The 17,743-nt window shown below is 67.2% G+C and carries 14 protein-coding genes; 8 read left to right on the top strand and 6 right to left on the bottom strand.

Going from position 1 to position 17,743, the window contains the following annotated elements; genetic code table 11:
* Positions 1–127: 127 nt before the first annotated feature.
* The 3 genes from ACZ5BM_RS06810 to ACZ5BM_RS06800 all read right to left on the bottom strand — a co-directional run bounded on the left by ACZ5BM_RS06810 (position 128) and on the right by ACZ5BM_RS06800 (position 2,646).
* Positions 128–1,342 (bottom strand): MFS transporter, encoded by a 1,215-nt coding sequence (locus tag ACZ5BM_RS06810; protein WP_498910867.1) that lies wholly within the window; start codon positions 1,340–1,342, stop codon positions 128–130.
* Between the two features lie 342 nt (positions 1,343–1,684).
* Positions 1,685–2,062 carry a glycine cleavage system protein H gene (gene gcvH / locus ACZ5BM_RS06805; RefSeq protein WP_498910865.1) on the bottom strand — a complete coding sequence of 126 codons (378 nt, stop codon included), beginning with the start codon at positions 2,060–2,062 and terminating at the stop codon, positions 1,685–1,687.
* A 14-nt stretch (positions 2,063–2,076) separates the two neighbouring features.
* The gene (locus tag ACZ5BM_RS06800) at positions 2,077–2,646 is read right to left on the bottom strand and encodes a hypothetical protein (protein WP_498910863.1); all 570 of its coding nucleotides are present in this window, start codon (positions 2,644–2,646) and stop codon (positions 2,077–2,079) included.
* A 129-nt stretch (positions 2,647–2,775) separates the two neighbouring features.
* On the opposite strand from ACZ5BM_RS06800, the gene ispH reads away from it, so the two are divergent.
* The 4 genes from ispH (at position 2,776) to ACZ5BM_RS06780 (ending at position 7,060) form a co-directional block, all read left to right on the top strand.
* Positions 2,776–3,780 carry a 4-hydroxy-3-methylbut-2-enyl diphosphate reductase gene (gene ispH / locus ACZ5BM_RS06795; protein ID WP_498910861.1) on the top strand — a complete coding sequence of 335 codons (1,005 nt, stop codon included), beginning with the start codon at positions 2,776–2,778 and terminating at the stop codon, positions 3,778–3,780.
* 9 nt (positions 3,781–3,789) lie between these two features.
* Positions 3,790–4,761 carry a homoserine kinase gene (locus ACZ5BM_RS06790; RefSeq protein WP_498910859.1) on the top strand — a complete coding sequence of 324 codons (972 nt, stop codon included), beginning with the start codon at positions 3,790–3,792 and terminating at the stop codon, positions 4,759–4,761.
* Positions 4,758–5,240, top strand: coding sequence for a ribonuclease H family protein (gene rnhA / locus ACZ5BM_RS06785; protein WP_498910857.1), 483 nt, complete (start codon positions 4,758–4,760; stop codon positions 5,238–5,240). The genes ACZ5BM_RS06790 and rnhA overlap by 4 nt, the downstream gene beginning before the upstream one ends.
* A gap of 134 nt (positions 5,241–5,374) precedes the next feature.
* On the top strand, positions 5,375–7,060 hold the full coding sequence (locus ACZ5BM_RS06780) for a methyl-accepting chemotaxis protein (RefSeq protein ID WP_498910855.1): 1,686 nt from the start codon (positions 5,375–5,377) through the stop codon (positions 7,058–7,060).
* 18 nt (positions 7,061–7,078) lie between these two features.
* Here the strand turns inward: ACZ5BM_RS06780 and ACZ5BM_RS06775 are convergent, their stop codons facing one another.
* Positions 7,079–7,828, bottom strand: coding sequence for a dienelactone hydrolase family protein (locus tag ACZ5BM_RS06775; RefSeq protein ID WP_498910853.1), 750 nt, complete (start codon positions 7,826–7,828; stop codon positions 7,079–7,081).
* Between the two features lie 202 nt (positions 7,829–8,030).
* Between ACZ5BM_RS06775 and ACZ5BM_RS06770 the strand changes: the two genes are divergently transcribed.
* Positions 8,031–9,905, top strand: a complete 1,875-nt coding sequence (locus tag ACZ5BM_RS06770; protein WP_498910851.1) for a hypothetical protein — start codon at positions 8,031–8,033, stop codon at positions 9,903–9,905.
* A 192-nt stretch (positions 9,906–10,097) separates the two neighbouring features.
* Here the strand turns inward: ACZ5BM_RS06770 and ACZ5BM_RS06765 are convergent, their stop codons facing one another.
* On the bottom strand, positions 10,098–11,501 hold the full coding sequence (locus tag ACZ5BM_RS06765; RefSeq protein WP_498910849.1) for a sugar porter family MFS transporter: 1,404 nt from the start codon (positions 11,499–11,501) through the stop codon (positions 10,098–10,100).
* Positions 11,502–11,639: 138 nt separating this feature from the next.
* Here ACZ5BM_RS06765 and ACZ5BM_RS06760 point away from each other — a divergent pair, with 138 nt between their 5' ends.
* The 3 genes from ACZ5BM_RS06760 (at position 11,640) to ACZ5BM_RS06750 (ending at position 16,029) form a co-directional block, all read left to right on the top strand.
* Positions 11,640–12,425 carry a sulfite exporter TauE/SafE family protein gene (locus ACZ5BM_RS06760; RefSeq protein ID WP_498910847.1) on the top strand — a complete coding sequence of 262 codons (786 nt, stop codon included), beginning with the start codon at positions 11,640–11,642 and terminating at the stop codon, positions 12,423–12,425.
* Between the two features lie 104 nt (positions 12,426–12,529).
* Positions 12,530–14,926 (top strand): TonB-dependent receptor plug domain-containing protein, encoded by a 2,397-nt coding sequence (locus ACZ5BM_RS06755; protein ID WP_498910846.1) that lies wholly within the window; start codon positions 12,530–12,532, stop codon positions 14,924–14,926.
* A 17-nt stretch (positions 14,927–14,943) separates the two neighbouring features.
* The gene (locus tag ACZ5BM_RS06750) at positions 14,944–16,029 is read left to right on the top strand and encodes a pyridoxal phosphate-dependent aminotransferase (RefSeq protein WP_498910844.1); all 1,086 of its coding nucleotides are present in this window, start codon (positions 14,944–14,946) and stop codon (positions 16,027–16,029) included.
* 45 nt (positions 16,030–16,074) lie between these two features.
* Here the strand turns inward: ACZ5BM_RS06750 and ACZ5BM_RS06745 are convergent, their stop codons facing one another.
* Positions 16,075–17,703, bottom strand: coding sequence for a Do family serine endopeptidase (locus tag ACZ5BM_RS06745; RefSeq protein WP_498910843.1), 1,629 nt, complete (start codon positions 17,701–17,703; stop codon positions 16,075–16,077).
* Between the last annotated feature and the right edge of the window lie 40 nt (positions 17,704–17,743).

Genomic DNA, 17,743 nt, shown 5'->3' with positions numbered 1-17,743 from the left:
ATCAACGCAATCGTTGCAAATTATCTAAAGAGACCATTGATATTGAATGCTGGCGGACTAAATATCAAACACTTTGGCAAATGTAAAGATGTGATTGAAAATACTAGTAATACTCAAACTTGATATATCAAGCCCTCCGCCATGGGGCCGGACCGCGCCCACGCCACAGCAGCGCCGCGCCCAGCAGCATGACGAGGCTGGTGGCCAGGAAGACCGGACGCATGCCGAGATGCGCCGCGACCGCGCTGCCCAGCAGCGGGCCTGCAACGAAGCCCACATATTGGGCGGAGATGTTGAGGGCGAGGATGCGCCCGGCGATTCCGGGCGGCACGGCGTGGCGGATCAGGCTGGTGATCGACGGCAGCAGCCCGGCCAGGGCGATGCCCATCAGGAACCGCAGCACGAGCAACTGCCACGCCGCCTGCACCGCCGCCTGCGGCAGCAGCAGCAGGGCGCACAGCACCAGACCTGAGAGGGCGACGCGCCTGTGGCCGATCCGGTCGGCGAGTCGTCCCACCCTGGCCGCAGCCAGGACGCTGCCGAGGGCGGCGGCGGCCATGATCGCGCCGGACCAGGGGGCGACCGTGGCTTTTGTCGAAACGAGTTCGGCCACGAACAGGGTCACGATCGGCTCGATCGACATGTTGGCCAGGGTCAGCAGCATGCCTGCGAACAGCAGCGTCGCGACCAGACGGCGATCCGGCACCTGACGCCAGGCGCTGGGCTGTTTTTCGCCGGACGGGCGCGGTCTGGGCGCTTCCCGCACCAGGGCGATCACCAGCAGGAAGGCGAGGAAGATCAGCGCTCCGGCAAGAAAGAACGTGTTCCTGGTGCCGATGGCCGGGGCGAGCAGGCCGCCCAGCAGCGGGCCGGCGACGCTGCCGGCCATGGTGCCGGAGGACAGGATGCCGAGCGCCCAGGCGGAGCGCTCGCGCGGGGTCTGCGTCGCCACCAGCACCGTCGCGCCGGACGCGAACCCGCCGACCAGGCCGGCCACGAAACGGAGCGCCAGGAGCTGCCAGAGGGATTGCGTGACACCGATCAGCGACATGCAGACCGCCATGCCGAGCGAAGCACGGATCAGGATCTGCTTGCGCCCGAACCGGTCCGCGACCTTGCCCCAGAGCGGTGCCGCGAGGCCGGAGGCGAGATAGGTCGCGCCGAAGCACAGCGCGGACCAGCGGGCGATCCCGGCCTGATCGAGCGTCCGGTGCTGTTTCTCCGCCAGCTCGGAAACGAACAAGGGCAGAAAGGGTAGCAGCACCGTCATCGCCAGCACGGTGGTGAAGGCGCCGAAGGTGCACACGAACAGGTTGCTGCGCCAATGCGGTTCGGCGGTCATGAGGCGTGGGTCCATGGCGGCAGGGGCCCGATCGCGTGGCTGCGGCTCGGGCGGGACAGCGTGCGGGCGGCTTGCCGGCAGAAACTGTGCTGCCGGGTTTGGGAGCGTCCGGCCGCTGTCGTCATCGCGCGCCGGCGAACGGGACCATACCGTCATGCAGGTCGCGCTGCGCGCTTCCGGGGCAGCCGGGGCGACGCGGATCGTGTCGGACCGGTTGTGCGGTGGGTGTTGTCCAGACCGAGCGGCTGTCGCGCCGGCCGGCACGAGGCGGCGTCGAACGCGACCGGGGGGTGATAAGCGCGGTCCCGGCGACCGCGTCGGGGCGGCCGCCGGGTGTTGAGATCAGAGCGACTCGAGGAACTGCTTGTAGGCGTCGGCGTCCATCAGGGCCTCGAACGCCTCGGCATCGTCCAGCTCCATGCGGAAGAACCAGGCCTCGTCCTCGGGATCGCGGTTCACCAGGGAGGGGTCTTCGGTGAGCAGCTCGTTGGTTTCCGAGACCTTGCCGGCCAGCGGGGCGTAGATGTCGGACGCCGCCTTGACGCTCTCGACCACGGCGACGCTTTCGCCCTCGGCCACGGTGCGATCGGTCGCGGGCAGTTCCACGAACACGATGTCGCCCAGGGCTTCCTGGGCATGGTCGGTGATTCCGACCGTGGCGGTGCCGTCTTCTTCCAGACGAACCCACTCGTGATCCTTGGTGAAGCGAATCTCGGCCATGAAACGGGGCTCCGTCAGTGTGTGATGTGGGAACGGTTATAGGCGAGCTGGGCAGCGTCGAGCTGGAACCCCACCTCGATCCTGTAGGATGTGCCCGGCTGGGCACGGGAGACCGGCAGGTCGAACTCGACCGGGTCCGTGCGGACCAGCACGCGGTCGGCATTGCCCGGGAACTGCGCCTGCGCGGTCAGGGTCTGCTTGCTGATCACCTGCCCGTCGCGCGTCACGGCGATGAAGTACGGCACCGGCAACGAGGAAGCGCCGGTGGCCGGGCCGCGCGTGATGCCGAGATCGAGCCGGATCTGGGTGTGGAGCCGGGTGTTGTTGGCGGCCGACGAGCAATGGCCGGAAACGCCCAGGATGGAGCCGTGCGAGATCAGTTTGGACAGGTCCGGCCTGTCCTCGGCCGTGCCGTAATCGCTGTAATCGGCCGCATCGCCCAGGATGCCGACCGGGGCGCAGGCGGGTGCGAAGGCGTTGGGGTCGTCGTTGGCGCAGGCGGCCAGGCCGCTCAGCAGCAGGGCGGCCGGCGCCAGGGCGCGGATCGCGGTTCGGACGGGGCTGGACACACGCGGCACGTTCATTCTCGACTCTCGACCGGCCGCGCCTGTATGGCAGGGCGGCAGTTGCAGGCGACGCGCCAGGACACCATGGACCTTTCATGGACCGGGCTGGCGCGCCATATAGGACGCCACGGAAGTTTGGGGAACAGGATGCCGGATCAGATGCAGAGCGACACGCTCGTGTCCGGGATTGCCGGAGCGGGCTCGCTGCCCCGGTTGAAGCTGCTGCTGGCCGGCCCGCGCGGGTTCTGCGCCGGGGTGGACCGGGCGATCCGCGTGGTCGAGGAGGCGCTGAAGCGCTACGGCGCGCCGGTCTACGTGCGGCACGAGATCGTCCATAACCGTACGGTGGTGGAAGAGCTGGAGGCCAAGGGGGCGGTGTTCGTCGAGGAGCTGGACGAGGTTCCGGCCGACGGTCACGTGGTGTTTTCCGCCCATGGCGTGCCGAAATCGGTGCCGGCCGAGGCCGAACGGCGCAACCTGCTGTATCTGGACGCGACCTGCCCGCTGGTCTCGAAGGTGCATCGCGAGGCCGAGCGGCATTTCGCCGGCGGCGGCCCGGAGTCGCGCCATATCCTGATGATCGGCCATGCCGGGCATCCCGAGGTGGTCGGCACCATGGGCCAGCTTCCGCCCGGCGCGGTGACGCTGATCAACGATTCCGAGGAGGCCCGCCGCGTGCAGCCGGCCGATCCGGCGCGTCTGGCGTTCATCACCCAGACCACCCTGTCTGTGGACGACACCGCCGAGATCGTCGACATCCTGCGCGAGCGCTTCCCGCTGATCGAGGGGCCGAAGCGCGAGGACATCTGCTACGCCACCACCAATCGGCAGGAAGCGGTCAAGGCGATCGCGCCGGGCTGCGATCTGGTGATCGTGATCGGCTCGCCCAATTCGTCGAACTCGCAGCGCCTGCGCGAAGTGGCGGAGCGCTCCGGCGTGCCGCGCGCGATCCTGGTGCCGCGTCTGCGTGATCTGGACTGGTCGGTGCTGGAAGGGGTGTCCACCGTGGGCATCACCGCCGGGGCTTCGGCGCCGGAAGCGCTGGTGCAGGAGATGGTGACGGCGCTCGGACAGCGTTATGCGCTGGACATCGAGGAGCGCACGGTGAAGCTGGAGGACGTGATCTTCAAGCTGCCGGCTCCGCTCGGCTGACCTCTTTCCATGGCTGTCTACACCGACGTCGGCGACGAGGCGCTCGCCGCGTTCCTGGGCGACTATGCGCTGGGTGAGCTGGTGGCCTTCCGCGGCATCGCGGAAGGCGTCGAGAACTCGAACTTCTCGCTCCGCACCTCGTCCGGCGATTTCATTCTCACCCTCTACGAGAAGCGGGTCGATCCGGCCGAGCTGCCCTGGTTCCTGGGGCTGATGCGTCATCTGGCGGCGCGCGGCGTGACGTGCCCGCAGCCGATCGCGGGGCGGGACGGCGAGGCCCTGCGCGAGCTGGCCGGGCGTCCGGCGGCGATCACCTCGTTCCTGCCCGGTGTGTGGCCCAGGCGCGTGCGTCCGGAGCATTGCCGCCCGCTCGGCGAAGCGCTGGCGCGTCTGCATGTCGCGGGCGCCGATTACGAGGCGGAGCGGCCGAACGGACTCGGGCCGCAGAGCTGGCGTCCGTTGCTGGAGAAGAGCCGGGCGACCGGGGATCGTGTGCAGCCGGGATTGGTCGCCGAGCTGGATGCGGCTTTAGACCGGATTCTGCCGCACTGGCCGGAGGATCTGCCGCGCGGGCAGATCCATGCCGATCTGTTTCCGGACAACGTGTTCTTCCTGCGCTCGTCGGGCGGGCGCGATCTGAGCGGGCTGATCGATTTCTATTTCGCCTGCACCGATTTGCTGGCCTACGATCTCGCCGTCTGCTTGAACGCCTGGTGCTTCGAGCCTGATCTGGCCTTCAACGTCACCAAGGCGCGGCTGATGCTGGGCGGCTACGAGACTGTCCGCAAGCTCGGCCGCGACGAGCGCGATGCCTTGCCGGTGCTGTGCCAGGGGGCGGCGATCCGGTTTCTGCTGACGCGTTTGTTCGACTGGGTGAACACGCCGGACGGCGCCATGGTGACGCGCAAGGACCCGCTGGAATATCTCCGCCGCCTGCGTTTCTTTTTGGCGGCGGACGGGCCTGGAGCGCTCGGGCTGTGAGCGAGGCGACACCCGCCCCGGGCGGTCCGGAGGTCGAGATCTGGACGGACGGCGGCTGCAAGCCGAATCCCGGTCCGGGCGGCTGGGGTGTGCTGCTGCGTTTTCGCGGCCATGAGCGCGAACTCTCCGGCGGCGAGGCGGCGACCACCAACAACCGGATGGAGCTGACGGCGGCGGCGGAAGCGCTGGAGGCGCTGAACCGGCCCTGCCGCATCGTGCTGCATACGGACAGCGAATACGTGCGCAACGGCGTGACGCGCTGGAGCACGGGTTGGGTGCGCCGCAACTGGCGCAACGCGTCCGGCGATCCGGTGGCGAACATGGATCTGTGGCGCCGCGTGCTGGATGCGGCCAAGCGGCACGAGGTGGAGTGGCGCTGGGTGCGCGGCCATTCCGGCGATCCGCAGAACGAGCGCGTGGACCGTCTGGCGACGGAAGCGCGGCTGGCGCTGGAGAGCGGAGCTGTCGGACAGGGCTGATCGCCGCAGCGGGCCGGGCGGTTTCGCGAGGGGTGCGATCCGAAGCGATCGGCCGTCCGCTTTGTCCGGGCCGCCGAAACCGTTTGTTAATCGTTGTGACATAGCGTGTCGCTGTAAATTAAGAGGCGAACGTTATGGGCCTGCTCCACAACATCTCCGTCGGCCGGAAAATGGCCTCGGCGTTCTTTCTTCTGGCGGCGCTCATGTGCGCTGCGGGCGGTTTCAGTTACGCACAACTGGTGTTCCTGCGAACGAGCGGTGCCTGGACTGCCCATACCTACAAGGTCATCGAACAGGTCGATCGGATGATGATCTCGATGATCGACCAGGAAACCGGTCTTCGCGGCTATCTTCTGTCGGGATCGGACACGTTTCTCGATCCCTATAAGGCTGGCCAACAACGTTTCGAGGCTGCCCTGACGCAAGCGACGGCTCTGACGTCGGACAATCCCGCCCAGCAGCGTCGTCTCGAGACGATCAGGTCGCTTGATGCGACATGGCATCAGGATTTCGCCGAAAAGGAGATCGCGCTCATGGCCAGCGACCGGGTTGAGGCGCTCCGGATCGAGGCGTCGGGCGCCGGCAAGGCGACGATGGATGGTATCCGTCAGCAGGGCCTGGAGATGGAGAACGCCGAACGATCCTTGCTGATGAAGCGTTCCGTCGACGAACAATCCGCCTTCACCAGCGCTTTGTTCGTGATCGTCGCCGGCTCGGCCCTTTCCGTTTGTTTGGCGACGATTATGGGCTTTTTGCTGACACGCAGCATCGGCGTGCCGATTCGGACCATGACGCACACCATGGCCCGTTTGGCGGAAGGGGATCTGGAGGTCGCGTTGATGCCGGCGACGCGGCAGGACGAGATCGGGAAGATGGCCAAGGCGGTCGCGGTGTTCAAAGTCCATGCGATCGAAAAGGCGCGGCTGGAAGCGGAGCAGATCGAGGCGCGACGTTTGGCGAGCGCCGAGAAGAAGCGAAGCATGGAGATTCTTGCTGAAAGCTTCGAGTCGAAGGTGGGCCGTCTGGTGGCGATGTTGTCTTCGTCGTCGACGGAGTTGGAAAGCACCGCCAAGTCGATGTCCTCGACCGCCGCGACCACGACCCGAACCGCCGCGCATGTCGCGACCGCCGCCGAGGAAACAAGTCTCGATGTGCAGACGGTGGCTGCCGCCTCCGAGGAGCTTGCTGCTTCCATCGGCGAGATCAACAGGCAGGTGACGACGTCGGCCGGGCTGTCGGGAAAGGCCGTCGACAGCGTGCGCCGCACGGACGAGACGGTGCGTGCTCTGGCCGACAGTGCGGCGCGGATCGGCGATGTCGTCGGTCTGATCACGACCATCGCCGGCCAGACGAATCTTCTGGCCTTGAACGCGACGATCGAGGCGGCGAGGGCGGGCGAGGCCGGCAAGGGCTTCGCCGTGGTGGCCTCCGAGGTGAAATCGCTCGCGCAGCAGACCGCCCGCGCGACGGAGGAGATTTCCGGCCAGATCGGCGAAGTCCAGGCGGCGACCCAGGGGGCGGTGGATGCGATCCGCGAGATCGGCAGGTTGATCGAGGAGGTCGGCGTCGTCACCACCTCGATCGCCGCGGCGGTGGAGGAGCAGGGGGCCGCCACGTCCGAGATCGCCAGGAACGTTCAGCAGGCTTCAACCAATACCCGGGACGTGACCGTCAACATCGCCCATGTCAGCGCGGCGGCGAACGACACGGGCGCCGCCGCGACGCAGGTGCTGAGTTCCGCCGGAGATCTGAGCCAGCAGACGGAACAACTCGATCGGGAGGTCCGCGACTTCCTCGACGGCGTTCGCGCCGCGTCGTAGAGCGCGAAGCGCGCGTGTTCAGGCCTTGAGCACGCGCGAGAACAGATCGAGCATCAGCCCGACGCATTGCAGGAACAGAGCCGGATCGTAGCGCGGGCCTTCGTCGCGCAGGAAGGCGTGCGGCGCGTTCACCTCGTGCCATTCGTAGCGCGCGCCGGCTTCTTCCAGTCGCGCGCGGATCCGCTCGCGTCCGGCGAACGGGACGTGCGGATCCTGGCGTCCCCAGACGAACAGGATTTCCGCCCTGAGCTCGTCCATGCGGGCGAGGCTGTTGTCGTTCTTGTTCTCGCCCAGCGTGCCGGAATGGATGTCGGTGGCGTAGAAGCAGGCGGCGGCGGACACGTCCGGGTTCAGCGCGGCGCGATAAGCCAGATGACCGCCCAGGCAAACGCCGGCGGTGGCCAAACGCCCGGAACACTCCGGATGATCGCGCAGAAAGGCGAGGGCGGCGGCGAAATCGGCGTCGAACGCGGCGACAGGTTTGCTGAATTTCAGCGCGTTGCCGCGATCCGTGCCCTCCTGGTCGTAGCGCAGCACCGTGCCGGGGGGCTCGTATTCGTGATACACTTCCGGCACGGCGACCAGATAGCCCTGACCGGCCAGCAGGGCCGCCAGACGGCGGATCGGCGCCGTGACCTGGTAGATCTCGGAGAAGAACAGGATCCCGGGAAAGCGCCCCGGAACGGCGGGGCGGAACAGATGCATCCGCATCACGCCTTCGGCGCCAGGAACCGGAAGATCGACCGTCTCGTCGCTTCGGATGATCACGATGGAGGCTCCGTTCGGGGCGGCCGGGAGGTGCGGTTTCCCCGGGGACCGCTGGGCGCGCATCCTGCTGAACGTCCTCGTCTTCCACAAGGGCGTCGGCGGGTCCGGCTCGCGTTGAGTGCGGCGGCAAAGTCGGCCAGTATGCCGGCACTGCGTCCGGCACAGGCTGGCGGACTCCCGCTCTCGATAGGATCGACGCTTCATGGCCGTGACCACCGAGCACTTCATCCGCGATGTGACGGCTGCGACGAACATCACGGACGGTGGACGCCCGGCCCGGTTCGCGGAGGGATGGAAGCCGACCTTTCTCTACACCGGCCTCGCTCCCGTCACGGTGGTCTGTTTCGAACACGAAAGCGGCCAGCCGGCCTCCTGGTATCTCGACGAGTCTCTCGAGCGCCGTGGCGGATCAATCGGCGAACTGCACGGCGACTTGCGTCTGCAGGTCCTCGTCGCGGCCGCCGCGTTGTTCGACGGTCTTTGGCGCAAGATCATGCTGACGCCGGTTCCGCCGCCGCTCGACGCGCGCGAGAAGGGCTTCTTCCGTTTGCCGGAAGGAACGCGCCGCGAACTTCTGGACCTTTATCTCGGCAGCTTCGATTCCACGACGCCGCTGAAGACCGTGGATCAGCTCGATCCCAACCGCGCCGAAAGCCAGATCGTCGACCTGGGCAGCAAACGCATCCTGATGCGCCCCCAGCTTCTGCACGCCCTGTTCAATCCGGGATTGCTGCAGGACCAGCTGCCCCACTTCCTCCAGAACGGCGCCATGGCGTTTCCGTCGCCGTCGGACGGCTCGCCCATGCCGTCCTGCCATGCCGTGGTGATGCACGGCGTGATCCACGGCTATCGTTGCGTCGAGCCGCAGTCTCAGACCGTGATGTTCGTCATGGCGGGGGAGATCTTCTTCCGGCCGATCGCGCTGTTCGTTCCGGAAGGCCGTTTGTGCGTCGCCCTGGTTCCGGACTCGATCCGGTCGCAGATGCCCGAACTGTTCCGGGAATTCTTCGCCCGCGTCATGCAGCACGGCGATCTGCTCGCCGAATACTTCGCCGAACCTCACATCAAGCCGGTGCATGTCTGGCGCGGCATCACCGCCATGCATATCGGTCACGTTCTGTGGAACGACATCTCCGGCATCTCGCAGATGATGGGCAAGGTGCCGCAGAAGGCGCTGCCGCAGTTCCGCTTGTTCGACGCCCATCTGCATCCCGAGATGTACGGTCCGCTCGACCGGATCTTCCCGGAGCTGGACGGGCTGATCGACCGCCAGAACGGCCCGTTCCAGGAGGCCATCCCGGATTTCTATCGCAATCGCGAATGTCCGGTGCGGTCTTCGGCCATGACCGTGCCGAAGGACGTGCGCGACCGGATCTCCGCGACGCTGGAGCCCATGAGCGAGTCGTCGCCCGCGGCGATCTGTCGTCAGGCACGCCGGGACGGCATTCCCGTGGTGCTGTTCGGTCTGCGCGTCGAGAACCGGACGGTGGTCGATCTGGAAGCGTTCTGCGAGGCGCTGGTGGATCAGCTTTCCGCTTCGCTCGGCCGTTGCGTCCTGGTCGTGGATGGCCATAACAGCCGGCCCGGCGAACCGGACAGCTTCATCTGGAGCCATGGCGAGCTCTCCGCCAAGACCCGCCCGATCGACTACGAGCGGGTGCTGGTCGAGCACATGCGCGATCATTCCGCGGGGACGCGCGTGACGGTGATCGACACGATCGGCCTGCCGATCACGGAAAGCCTGGCCTGCGGGCAGCAGGCCCAGGCGCTGGTGGCGATCTGGGGCGCCGGTCTCGCCAAGTATCGCTGGGTCAACAACCTGCCCGGCCTGATCATCACCAACCACGCCAACCTGTCCGATTTCGGCGATCTGCACCTCTACGACAGCCCGCACGCGATGGAGCATCCGACGCCCGTGCGCTTCATCGACAGGGCGCTGGTGGAGGATGTGCGCGATGCGCCGCTGATGGTGCCGCTGGGCCCCGACTTCATCCCGTCGATCTGCAACTTCACCATCGACGAGACGGCGGCGATGGCCTCCGTTCATGAGATGCTGACGGATCTCGGGCTGGCGTAGCAGGCAAGGAAGAGAAGGTTCTTTCTTGAAAGAAAGAACCAAAGAACTTCTGTTTGTTTGGGTAAAGACAGTCCCGCTGCCTCAGTCCTGAACGGATAAAAGTCTTTTTGCTTCTTTTTCTTCAGAAAAAGAAGACTTGTTCTATTTCCGAGGTAGACAGCCGGCGCCGCGAAGGCGCCGGCTCTGTGCGGATCAGCGGCCGATGCGACGCAGCGGCAGGCCCTGGAACAGCCTCTGCTCGATGGTCTCCAGGCTGACGCCCTTGGTTTCCGGCACCAGCATCAGCACGAACAGGATGAACACGCCGTTGAAGATCGCGAACGACCAGAAGGTCAGCGACTGGCCGAGATGGGTCAGCATCAGCGGAAAGGCGAAGCCGATCACGAAATTGCCGCCCCAGTTGGCGAAGGTGGACACAGCGACGCCGAAATCGCGGCCCTGGAGCGGCTGGATCTCCGAGCACAGCGTCCAGATCAGCGGACCGGGTGCGGCGGCGAAGCCGGCCACGAACACCAGGACGAGGGCCACCAGCAGATAGCGCGTGGTCTGGTCGTGGATGCCGAGCGACAGCATCACGCCGATGATCGCCATCGACACGGCCATGATGATGAACGAGGCGTTCAGCATCGGGCGGCGCCCCCAGCTATCGGCGAAGCCGATCGCCAGCAGGGTCGCGACCACGTTCACGAGGCCGGTGACGGTGGTGGCCCAGGCGGCGGCGGAGGCGCCGAACCCGGCCAGGGTGAAGATCTTCGGCGCGTAATACATGATCACGTTGATGCCGGTGAATTGCTGCACGAGCTGCAGGCCGACGCCGAGCGCCACCGAGCGGCGGAAGTTCGGGTTGGCCGTGAACAGCTTGGTGCCGAGCTGGCGGACGGACAGCTGCTCGCCGATCTCGCTGACTTCGCGATCGACCTCGGCCTTGTCGCCGCGCAGCTCGTTCAGCACCGCACGGGCCTCTTCCTTGCGGCCGCGCAGCAGGAACCAGCGCGGGCTTTCCGGCATGAACAGCACGGCGATCAGGAAGGCCAGGCCCGGAACGGCGATGATGCCCAGCATCAGGCGCCAGTTGCCCGAACCGGTCAGCAGCGTGTCGCTCAGGAAGGCCAGCACGATGCCCAGCGTCAGCATGAACTGGTAGAGCGACACCATCGCGCCGCGCCAGGAGGCGGGGGCCATCTCGGAGATGTAGAGCGGGCCGGTGAAGGACACGACGCCGATCGCCAGACCGAGAACGAAGCGGCCGATCAGCAGGATCGACAGGGACGGCGCCAGCCCGCACAACAGGGCGCCCGCCACGAACAGCACGGCACCGATCAGCAGCGATTTCTTGCGGCCGAGCTGGTAGGACACGGTGCCCGCGGCGGCGGCGCCGACGGCCGCGCCGATCATCATGATCGACACCACCCAGCCCTGGGCCTCGTCGGACAGTTCGAACGCCTGGCGGATGAAGTCGAGCGCGCCGGCGATCACGCCGATATCGAGGCCGAACATCAGCCCGGCGAGGCTGGCCAGGCCGCAGATCAGAAAGGCACGCGGCGGAACGGAATGCCCGCTCACCCCCATGCCCGGGTTGCCGATACTGGTGGACATAGGGCTACTCCTGTTCGTTCATCCCTGGTCGACCCTTCCGCACAAGAGTCGATAGCCCCTAGCCCCCCTGCGCCCGGCCTGCAATGGACAGGATCCGGCCTGCCCTGTTTCGTGGCCGGGCTCACAACGGAATCGTTCATGGCTCATCACTCCCTTTCCGTCGCCTATGCCTTGTCGGGTTTCGTGATCGGCGCGCTGGTCGGGCTGACCGGTGTCGGCGGCGGCTCGCTCATGACCCCGCTGCTGGTGCTTCTGTTTCGCTTCCATCCGGCCACCGCCATCGGCACCGACCTGCTGTATGCCGCCACCACCAAGACGGTCGGCACGCTGGTGCACGGGTTGTTCGGCACGGTGGAATGGCGCGTGGTGGCGACCCTGGCGGCCGGCTCCGTTCCGGGCACGCTGGCGACCTTGTGGGCCTTGTCCGAGCTGGGGCCGCTGAGCCACGTCACCAGCCATTTGCTGACGGTGGTGCTCGGCGGGGCGTTGCTGCTGACAGCCCTTAGCCTACTTCTGCGTGACCGGCTGATGCGCTGGGCCGAAGCACGCGACCTCGTTCCCAGCCCGAAACGGGCGGCGATCCTGACGGTGATCCTCGGCCTCTATCTCGGCGTGTTCGTCACCATCTCGTCCGTGGGCGCCGGCGCCATCGGCGTCACCGCGCTCATCATCCTGTATCCGAAGCTGTCCACCGCCCGCGTGGTGGGGTCGGACATCGCCCACGCCGTGCCGCTGACCCTGATCGCCGGGCTCGGACATTGGTGGATCGGCTCCATGGACTGGCCGCTCTATGTCAGCCTCATCTCCGGCTCGATCCCGGGCGTGGTGATCGGCAGCCTGCTCGGTTCGCGCGTGTCCGAGCGCGTGCTGCGTCCGATCCTGGCGGTGATCCTGGTGGTGGTCGGGATCAAGATGCTGGGATGAACCTAAACAACGATACAACTTAGTTGATATATGTAAAACCATATTGACGTAGGGTAATTTTGTGACACAACGGGAATGACCCCATTGCGCACAGGATTGCCGCCATGCGCCCGTTCGTCCGGTTCATCTCGACTCTCCTGGCCGGTTCGATGGCGTCGGCCGTCGCCCAGGCTCAGCAGGCGCCGGTCCCGCCGTCCCAGGCTCCGGGCTCGTCCGCGGAAACGTTGATCGTCACCGGCACGCGGGACACGCGACGCACGGCGCGGCAGAGCCTGTCGCCGATCGACGTCGTCACGGCGCGCGACATCGCCGATACCGGCCAGACCAACCCGACCGCCGCGCTGGTGCAGCTCCTGCCGTCCGTCACCACGCCCGCGGTCGGCATCTTCGACGGCGCGCCGACCGACTTCATCAGCCTGCGCGGACTCAACCCGAATCAGACCCTGGTGCTGGTCGACGGCAAGCGGCGCCACCAATCCTCGTTCCTGTTCATCGACGGCTTCGCCGACGGCGCGACGCCGGTGGATCTGGATCTGATCCCGCCGGCGCTGATCGACCATGTCGAGGTGCTTCGCGACGGTGCCGCGGCGCAGTACGGCGCCGATGCCATCGCGGGCGTGGTCAACGTCATCCTCAAGAAGGCCGACCATGGCGGGGTCGCGTCCGGCGAGATCGGCCAGACGGAAGCGGGGGACGGGTTCGTCGCCCAGGCGAGCGCCCAGGGCGCCGGTCGGCTCGGTGCCGACGGCTTTCTCGATCTCGCTTTCGATTACCGCCATCAGGACCACACCGTGCGCAACGAGGCCGACGACCGCACCGGCACGCGCGTCACCGAGATCCTCGGCGACCCGGAAAGCACGCGCTACGATCTCGGCGCCAATGCGGGGATCGGGCTTCGTTCCGGCGCGCAGCTCTACGCCAATGCCAGCTACGCCTATCGCTTCACCGACGTGACCCAGGTGTATCGGCTGCCGAGCCGGCTGCCTGCGCTTTATCCCGGCGGCTTCTCGCCGCACCAGACCGATTTCGAGAACGATTTCTCCACCACGCTGGGCGCCAAGGGCACGGACCTGTTCGGCTGGAGCTGGGACGTCTCCTCCACCTATGGCGGCGATTTCCTGGACGTGAACCTGCGCAACAGCGCCAACATCGCCCTGTACGAGGCGACCGGCGCCACCCCGACCGGCATCCATCTGTTCAATGCCTCGACGACGCAGCTCACCAACGATCTCGATCTGCGCCGCAGCGTTTCTCTGCCGGTGTGGCGCTATCCGCTGACGCTCGCCTTCGGGGCCGAGCATCGCTTCGAGACCTACGGCACCGGAGCCGGCAGCCCGGCCTCCTATCTGTTCGGCGGCAGCCAGGCGCAGGCGGGTCTGCGGCCGGAAGATGCCGGGCCGCACAGCCGGGTCGTGTATGCGAGCTACGGCGATATCGGCACGCGGATCACGCGGAACTGGCAGGTCGATCTCGCCGGCCGGTTCGAGCACTACACCGATTTCGGCAACACCTTCACCGGCAAGATCTCCACGCGCTACGAGATCTCGCCTGCGATCGCCCTGCGCGGCACGCTCGGGAACGGCACCCGCGCGCCGTCCCTGGCCAACGAATACTACAGCGCGCTCGCCGTCGGACCGGACAGCGCCAGCGGGACGCTGGCGGCGAACTCCGCCGCCGCCGCCCTGCTTGGCGCTTCGCCGCTGAAGCCCGAACGCTCCACCAACCTCACCGCGGGCATCGTGCTGCATCCGGCCGAGGCGCTGTTCCTGACCCTGGACGCCTACCAGATCGACATACGCGACCGCATCGTCAGCGGTGCCGGCGTGTCGGGGCCGCTGGCGCTGCAGGCGTTGCAGGTCCAGGGGATCGCTGTCTCGCCGACCCTGGCCCCGGACGACGTGTCCGCCTCGTTCTTCGCCAACGCCGCCAGCACGCGGACGCGCGGGATCGACGCCACGCTGCGCTACAGGACGGTGCTGGGACGGCACGGCGCAGGGCAGGCGGCGCGGGATTGGGGAACGATCGACTGGGACGCCGCCGTGAACGCCAACGTGTCCCGCATCACCCATGCCAACACGACGGCGAACGGAGACAGCGACCTGTCGGCGCAGAACATCGCCTATCTCACCACCAGCACGCCCCGGAACCGTTTCACCATCGGCGGACGCTGGTTCACCGAGCGCTGGGACCTGATCCTGCACGAGCAGCGCTTCGGCGAAACGAAGGATGCGCTCACCTTCTTCGAGGGGCCGGATGCCTATTCCACCACGCGCTTCCAGCCCTTCGTGAACCGGCCGCGTTGGATCACCAATCTGGAGATCGGCTTCAAGCCGTTGCAGCGTCTCCGTGTGGCATTGGGCGCCAACAACCTGTTCGACGCGCATCCGAGCCGCATTCCGCCGGAGAACGGCTATTACGGTTCGGTGCCGTATGACGGCGGCGGCAGTCAGATCGGCATCGATGGCGGGTTCTATTACGGCCGGATGACCGTGCAGTTCTGAGCGGAAAGGACGCAGCCATGTTTCTCCCACGACGGTCCCTGCTGGGCGGCGGCGCCCTGTTCGGTCTGGCCGCCACCCTGTCCCGCGCCGCCGCGGCGCCGTCGGCACGCCTGTCCCTGAACGAGAACCCGTACGGGCCCGCCCCGTCCGTGCGCGCCGTTCTGGAGAATCAGCTCGGCGACCTGTCGCGCTATGGCGACTCGAGCGCGGCGGATGCGCTGGTGGCCGAGATTTCCCGTCTCGAATCCGTGCCGACGGACCAGATCGTGCTGGGCGAGATCCTGACCGTGCTCGGGCTGTTTCTGGCCGCGCAGGCGCCTGCCGGCGGGCGGTTCGTGTATTCGGTGCCGGGATACACCGCGCTGGTGGATGCGGCGCGGCCGTTGGGCGGGGAGGTGATCGGCGTGCCGCTCGATCCCCGCTCGCTCGGCAACGATCTTCCGGCCCTGGAACGCGCCGCCGCCGGCGCCAAGGTGCTCTATCTCATCAACCCGCATAACCCGACCGGCACGGTGAGCGATCCGGCGGCGTTCGAAGCGTTTCTGCGCCGGGTATCGCGCCGGACCCTGGTGGTGGTGGATGAGGCCTATCTCGAATATGCCAGCGGGGCGGCGACCGTGGCGCCTCTTGTCGCCGAAGGGCTGAACGTCGCCGTGTTCCGCACGCTGGACAAGATCTACGGCCTCGCGGCGCTGCCGGTCGGCTACCTGCTGGCGCCGAAACAGCTGGCGACGTCGCTCCGGGCCGCCGGTTTCGGCGATGCGCACGAGTTGGGCCGGCTGGAGATCGCGGCGGCGCGGGCGGCATTGGCCGATCAGGGTCGCGTGGCCGAGATTCGACGCCGCATCGCGGCGGGGCGGGCCACGCTGACGGCGGCGCTTGACCGGCTGCATCTGCAACACACGGCCTCGCAGGCCGATTTCGTATTCTTCCGCAGCCCGCTCCCGGCGGACGGGGCGCGCGAGGCCCTGGCCCGGCACGGGATCATCGTCGCCCGGGCCTTCCCGCCGCTCGATCAATGGATCCGGATCAGCGTGGGCACGAAGGAGCAGGTGAGGAACACCGTCGCCGCGCTGGAGGCGGTTTTCGGGTCGAAACCCTAGAACGCGAACGGCCCGGCTTGGGAAAGCCGGGCCATCGCCTCCGGATCAGCCGGGCGTGGTGTCGCCGCCGTTGTTTCCGCCGTCGTTTCCGTTTCCGCCGCCATTGTCGCCGTTGTCGGAATCGCCGTTATCCGGCGTGGCGCTGTTGTCGCCCGGCGTGACCGCCACGAACAACATCTGCCCCTGATGCAGCACGCGCAGGGCCACGGTGCCGCCGCCATGCAGCGCCGCGTGCACCGCATCCACGGCTTCCTTGGGGGTGGAGACGGTGCGGTTTCCGACCGCCACGATCACGTCGCCGGCGCTCAGGCCCGCCTGATCGGCCGCGGAGCCCTGGCGCACGTCGCGGATCACCACGCCCTTGATGCCGTCGTCGATGCCGAGCTGCTGGCGCAGATCCGGGGTGAGCGGCGACAGGCTCACGCCCAGCGAGCCGTTATTGCCACCACCGCCACCGTTGCCCGACGACGAATCGCCGCCATGCTTGGCGAGGTTGGCCACCGTCACGGTGGCGTTCTGGCTGCTGCCGTTGCGCAGCCACGTCACCTGCGCCTTGGTGCCGGGCGCCACGCCGGACACCTTGATCGCCAGATCGCGCGGGTTGCTCACCTTCTGGTTGTTGAAGGAGGTGATCACGTCGCCGGCCTTGATGCCGGCCTTTTCCGCCGGGCTGTCGTTCTGCACGCTGGCCACGAGCGCGCCGGATGCGGGGGCGCCGTTGGTGCTGGGCAGGTTCAGCGCCTTGGCCATGCCGGGCGAGATCTCCTGCGCCGAGACGCCGAGATAGCCGCGGGTGACGTGGCCGGTCTTCTCGAGCTGGGCCACCACGTTCTTCACCACGTCGGACGGGATGGCGAAGCCGATGCCGACCGAGCCGCCGGTCGGCGACAGGATGGCGGTGTTCACGCCGACCACCTTGCCGTCCTGGGTGATCAGCGGGCCGCCGGAATTGCCGCGATTGATCGGCGCATCGACCTGGATGAAGCTGTCGTACGGCCCGTCGCCGATGTCGCGACCGCGTGCCGACACGATGCCGGCCGTCACCGAGCCGCCGAGGCCGAACGGATTTCCGACCGCGATCACCCACTGGCCGGGCTGCACGTCGTCGCTTTCGCCGAGATCGATGAAGTTCAGCTTGGAGGACGGCTTCACCTTCAACAGCGCCAGATCGGTGCCGGCATCGTGGCCGACCACCTTGGCCTTCAGCGTGGTGCCGTCATCCAGCGTCACCGTCACCGAGGTCGCGTGCTTCACCACGTGATTGTTGGTGACGATGTAGCCATCCGGCGAGATGATGAAGCCCGAGCCGCGCGCCTCGATGGTGCGGCTGCCGCGGTTCTGCGGCTGCATCTGGAACGGGAAGGGGAACGGGAACGGCATCTGCTGGCCGCCGCCGTTCATGCCGCCGCCGCCATTGCCGCCGCCCTCATCGTCGGAGCCGTCATCCTTGATCATGGAGGTGATGGACACCACCGCCGGGCGCACCTGCTTCACCAGATCCACGAAGTCCGGCAGCTTTTCCTTCATGCCGCTGGGCTGGATCGCGTTCTGGGCCACGGCGGGGCTGGACCCCAAAGCGAAGCCGCCCAGCGCCGTGCCGCAGGCGAGCGACGCGGCCAGGACGCCGGCATGGATGCGGCGGCGGGGTATCGTGGTGGAGGTGTGGTCGGTCATGGCGTTCCCAAGCTTCGCCGCGATCCCGGGACGGGTGCGA

This window comes from Lichenicola sp. GTC18331, from assembly GCF_055386855.1.
Note: the sequence above shows the minus strand (reverse complement) of the source record. Positions and strands in the feature narration are given on the sequence as shown.

Excerpts from the sequence above, each read along its gene's own strand:
- ACZ5BM_RS06765 (WP_498910849.1), bottom strand. The coding sequence starts at position 11,501 with ATGTCCACCAGTATCGGCAACCCGGGCATGGGGGTGAGCGGGCATTCC.
- ACZ5BM_RS06755 (WP_498910846.1), top strand. The coding sequence starts at position 12,530 with ATGCGCCCGTTCGTCCGGTTCATCTCGACTCTCCTGGCCGGTTCGATG.
- ACZ5BM_RS06780 (WP_498910855.1), top strand. The coding sequence starts at position 5,375 with ATGGGCCTGCTCCACAACATCTCCGTCGGCCGGAAAATGGCCTCGGCG.
- ACZ5BM_RS06750 (WP_498910844.1), top strand. The coding sequence starts at position 14,944 with ATGTTTCTCCCACGACGGTCCCTGCTGGGCGGCGGCGCCCTGTTCGGT.
- ispH (WP_498910861.1), top strand. The coding sequence starts at position 2,776 with ATGCCGGATCAGATGCAGAGCGACACGCTCGTGTCCGGGATTGCCGGA.
- ACZ5BM_RS06770 (WP_498910851.1), top strand. The coding sequence starts at position 8,031 with ATGGCCGTGACCACCGAGCACTTCATCCGCGATGTGACGGCTGCGACG.
- ACZ5BM_RS06810 (WP_498910867.1), bottom strand. The coding sequence starts at position 1,342 with ATGACCGCCGAACCGCATTGGCGCAGCAACCTGTTCGTGTGCACCTTC.
- ACZ5BM_RS06760 (WP_498910847.1), top strand. The coding sequence starts at position 11,640 with ATGGCTCATCACTCCCTTTCCGTCGCCTATGCCTTGTCGGGTTTCGTG.
- ACZ5BM_RS06800 (WP_498910863.1), bottom strand. The coding sequence starts at position 2,646 with ATGAACGTGCCGCGTGTGTCCAGCCCCGTCCGAACCGCGATCCGCGCC.
- ACZ5BM_RS06745 (WP_498910843.1), bottom strand. The coding sequence starts at position 17,703 with ATGACCGACCACACCTCCACCACGATACCCCGCCGCCGCATCCATGCC.
- gcvH (WP_498910865.1), bottom strand. The coding sequence starts at position 2,062 with ATGGCCGAGATTCGCTTCACCAAGGATCACGAGTGGGTTCGTCTGGAA.
- ACZ5BM_RS06790 (WP_498910859.1), top strand. The coding sequence starts at position 3,790 with ATGGCTGTCTACACCGACGTCGGCGACGAGGCGCTCGCCGCGTTCCTG.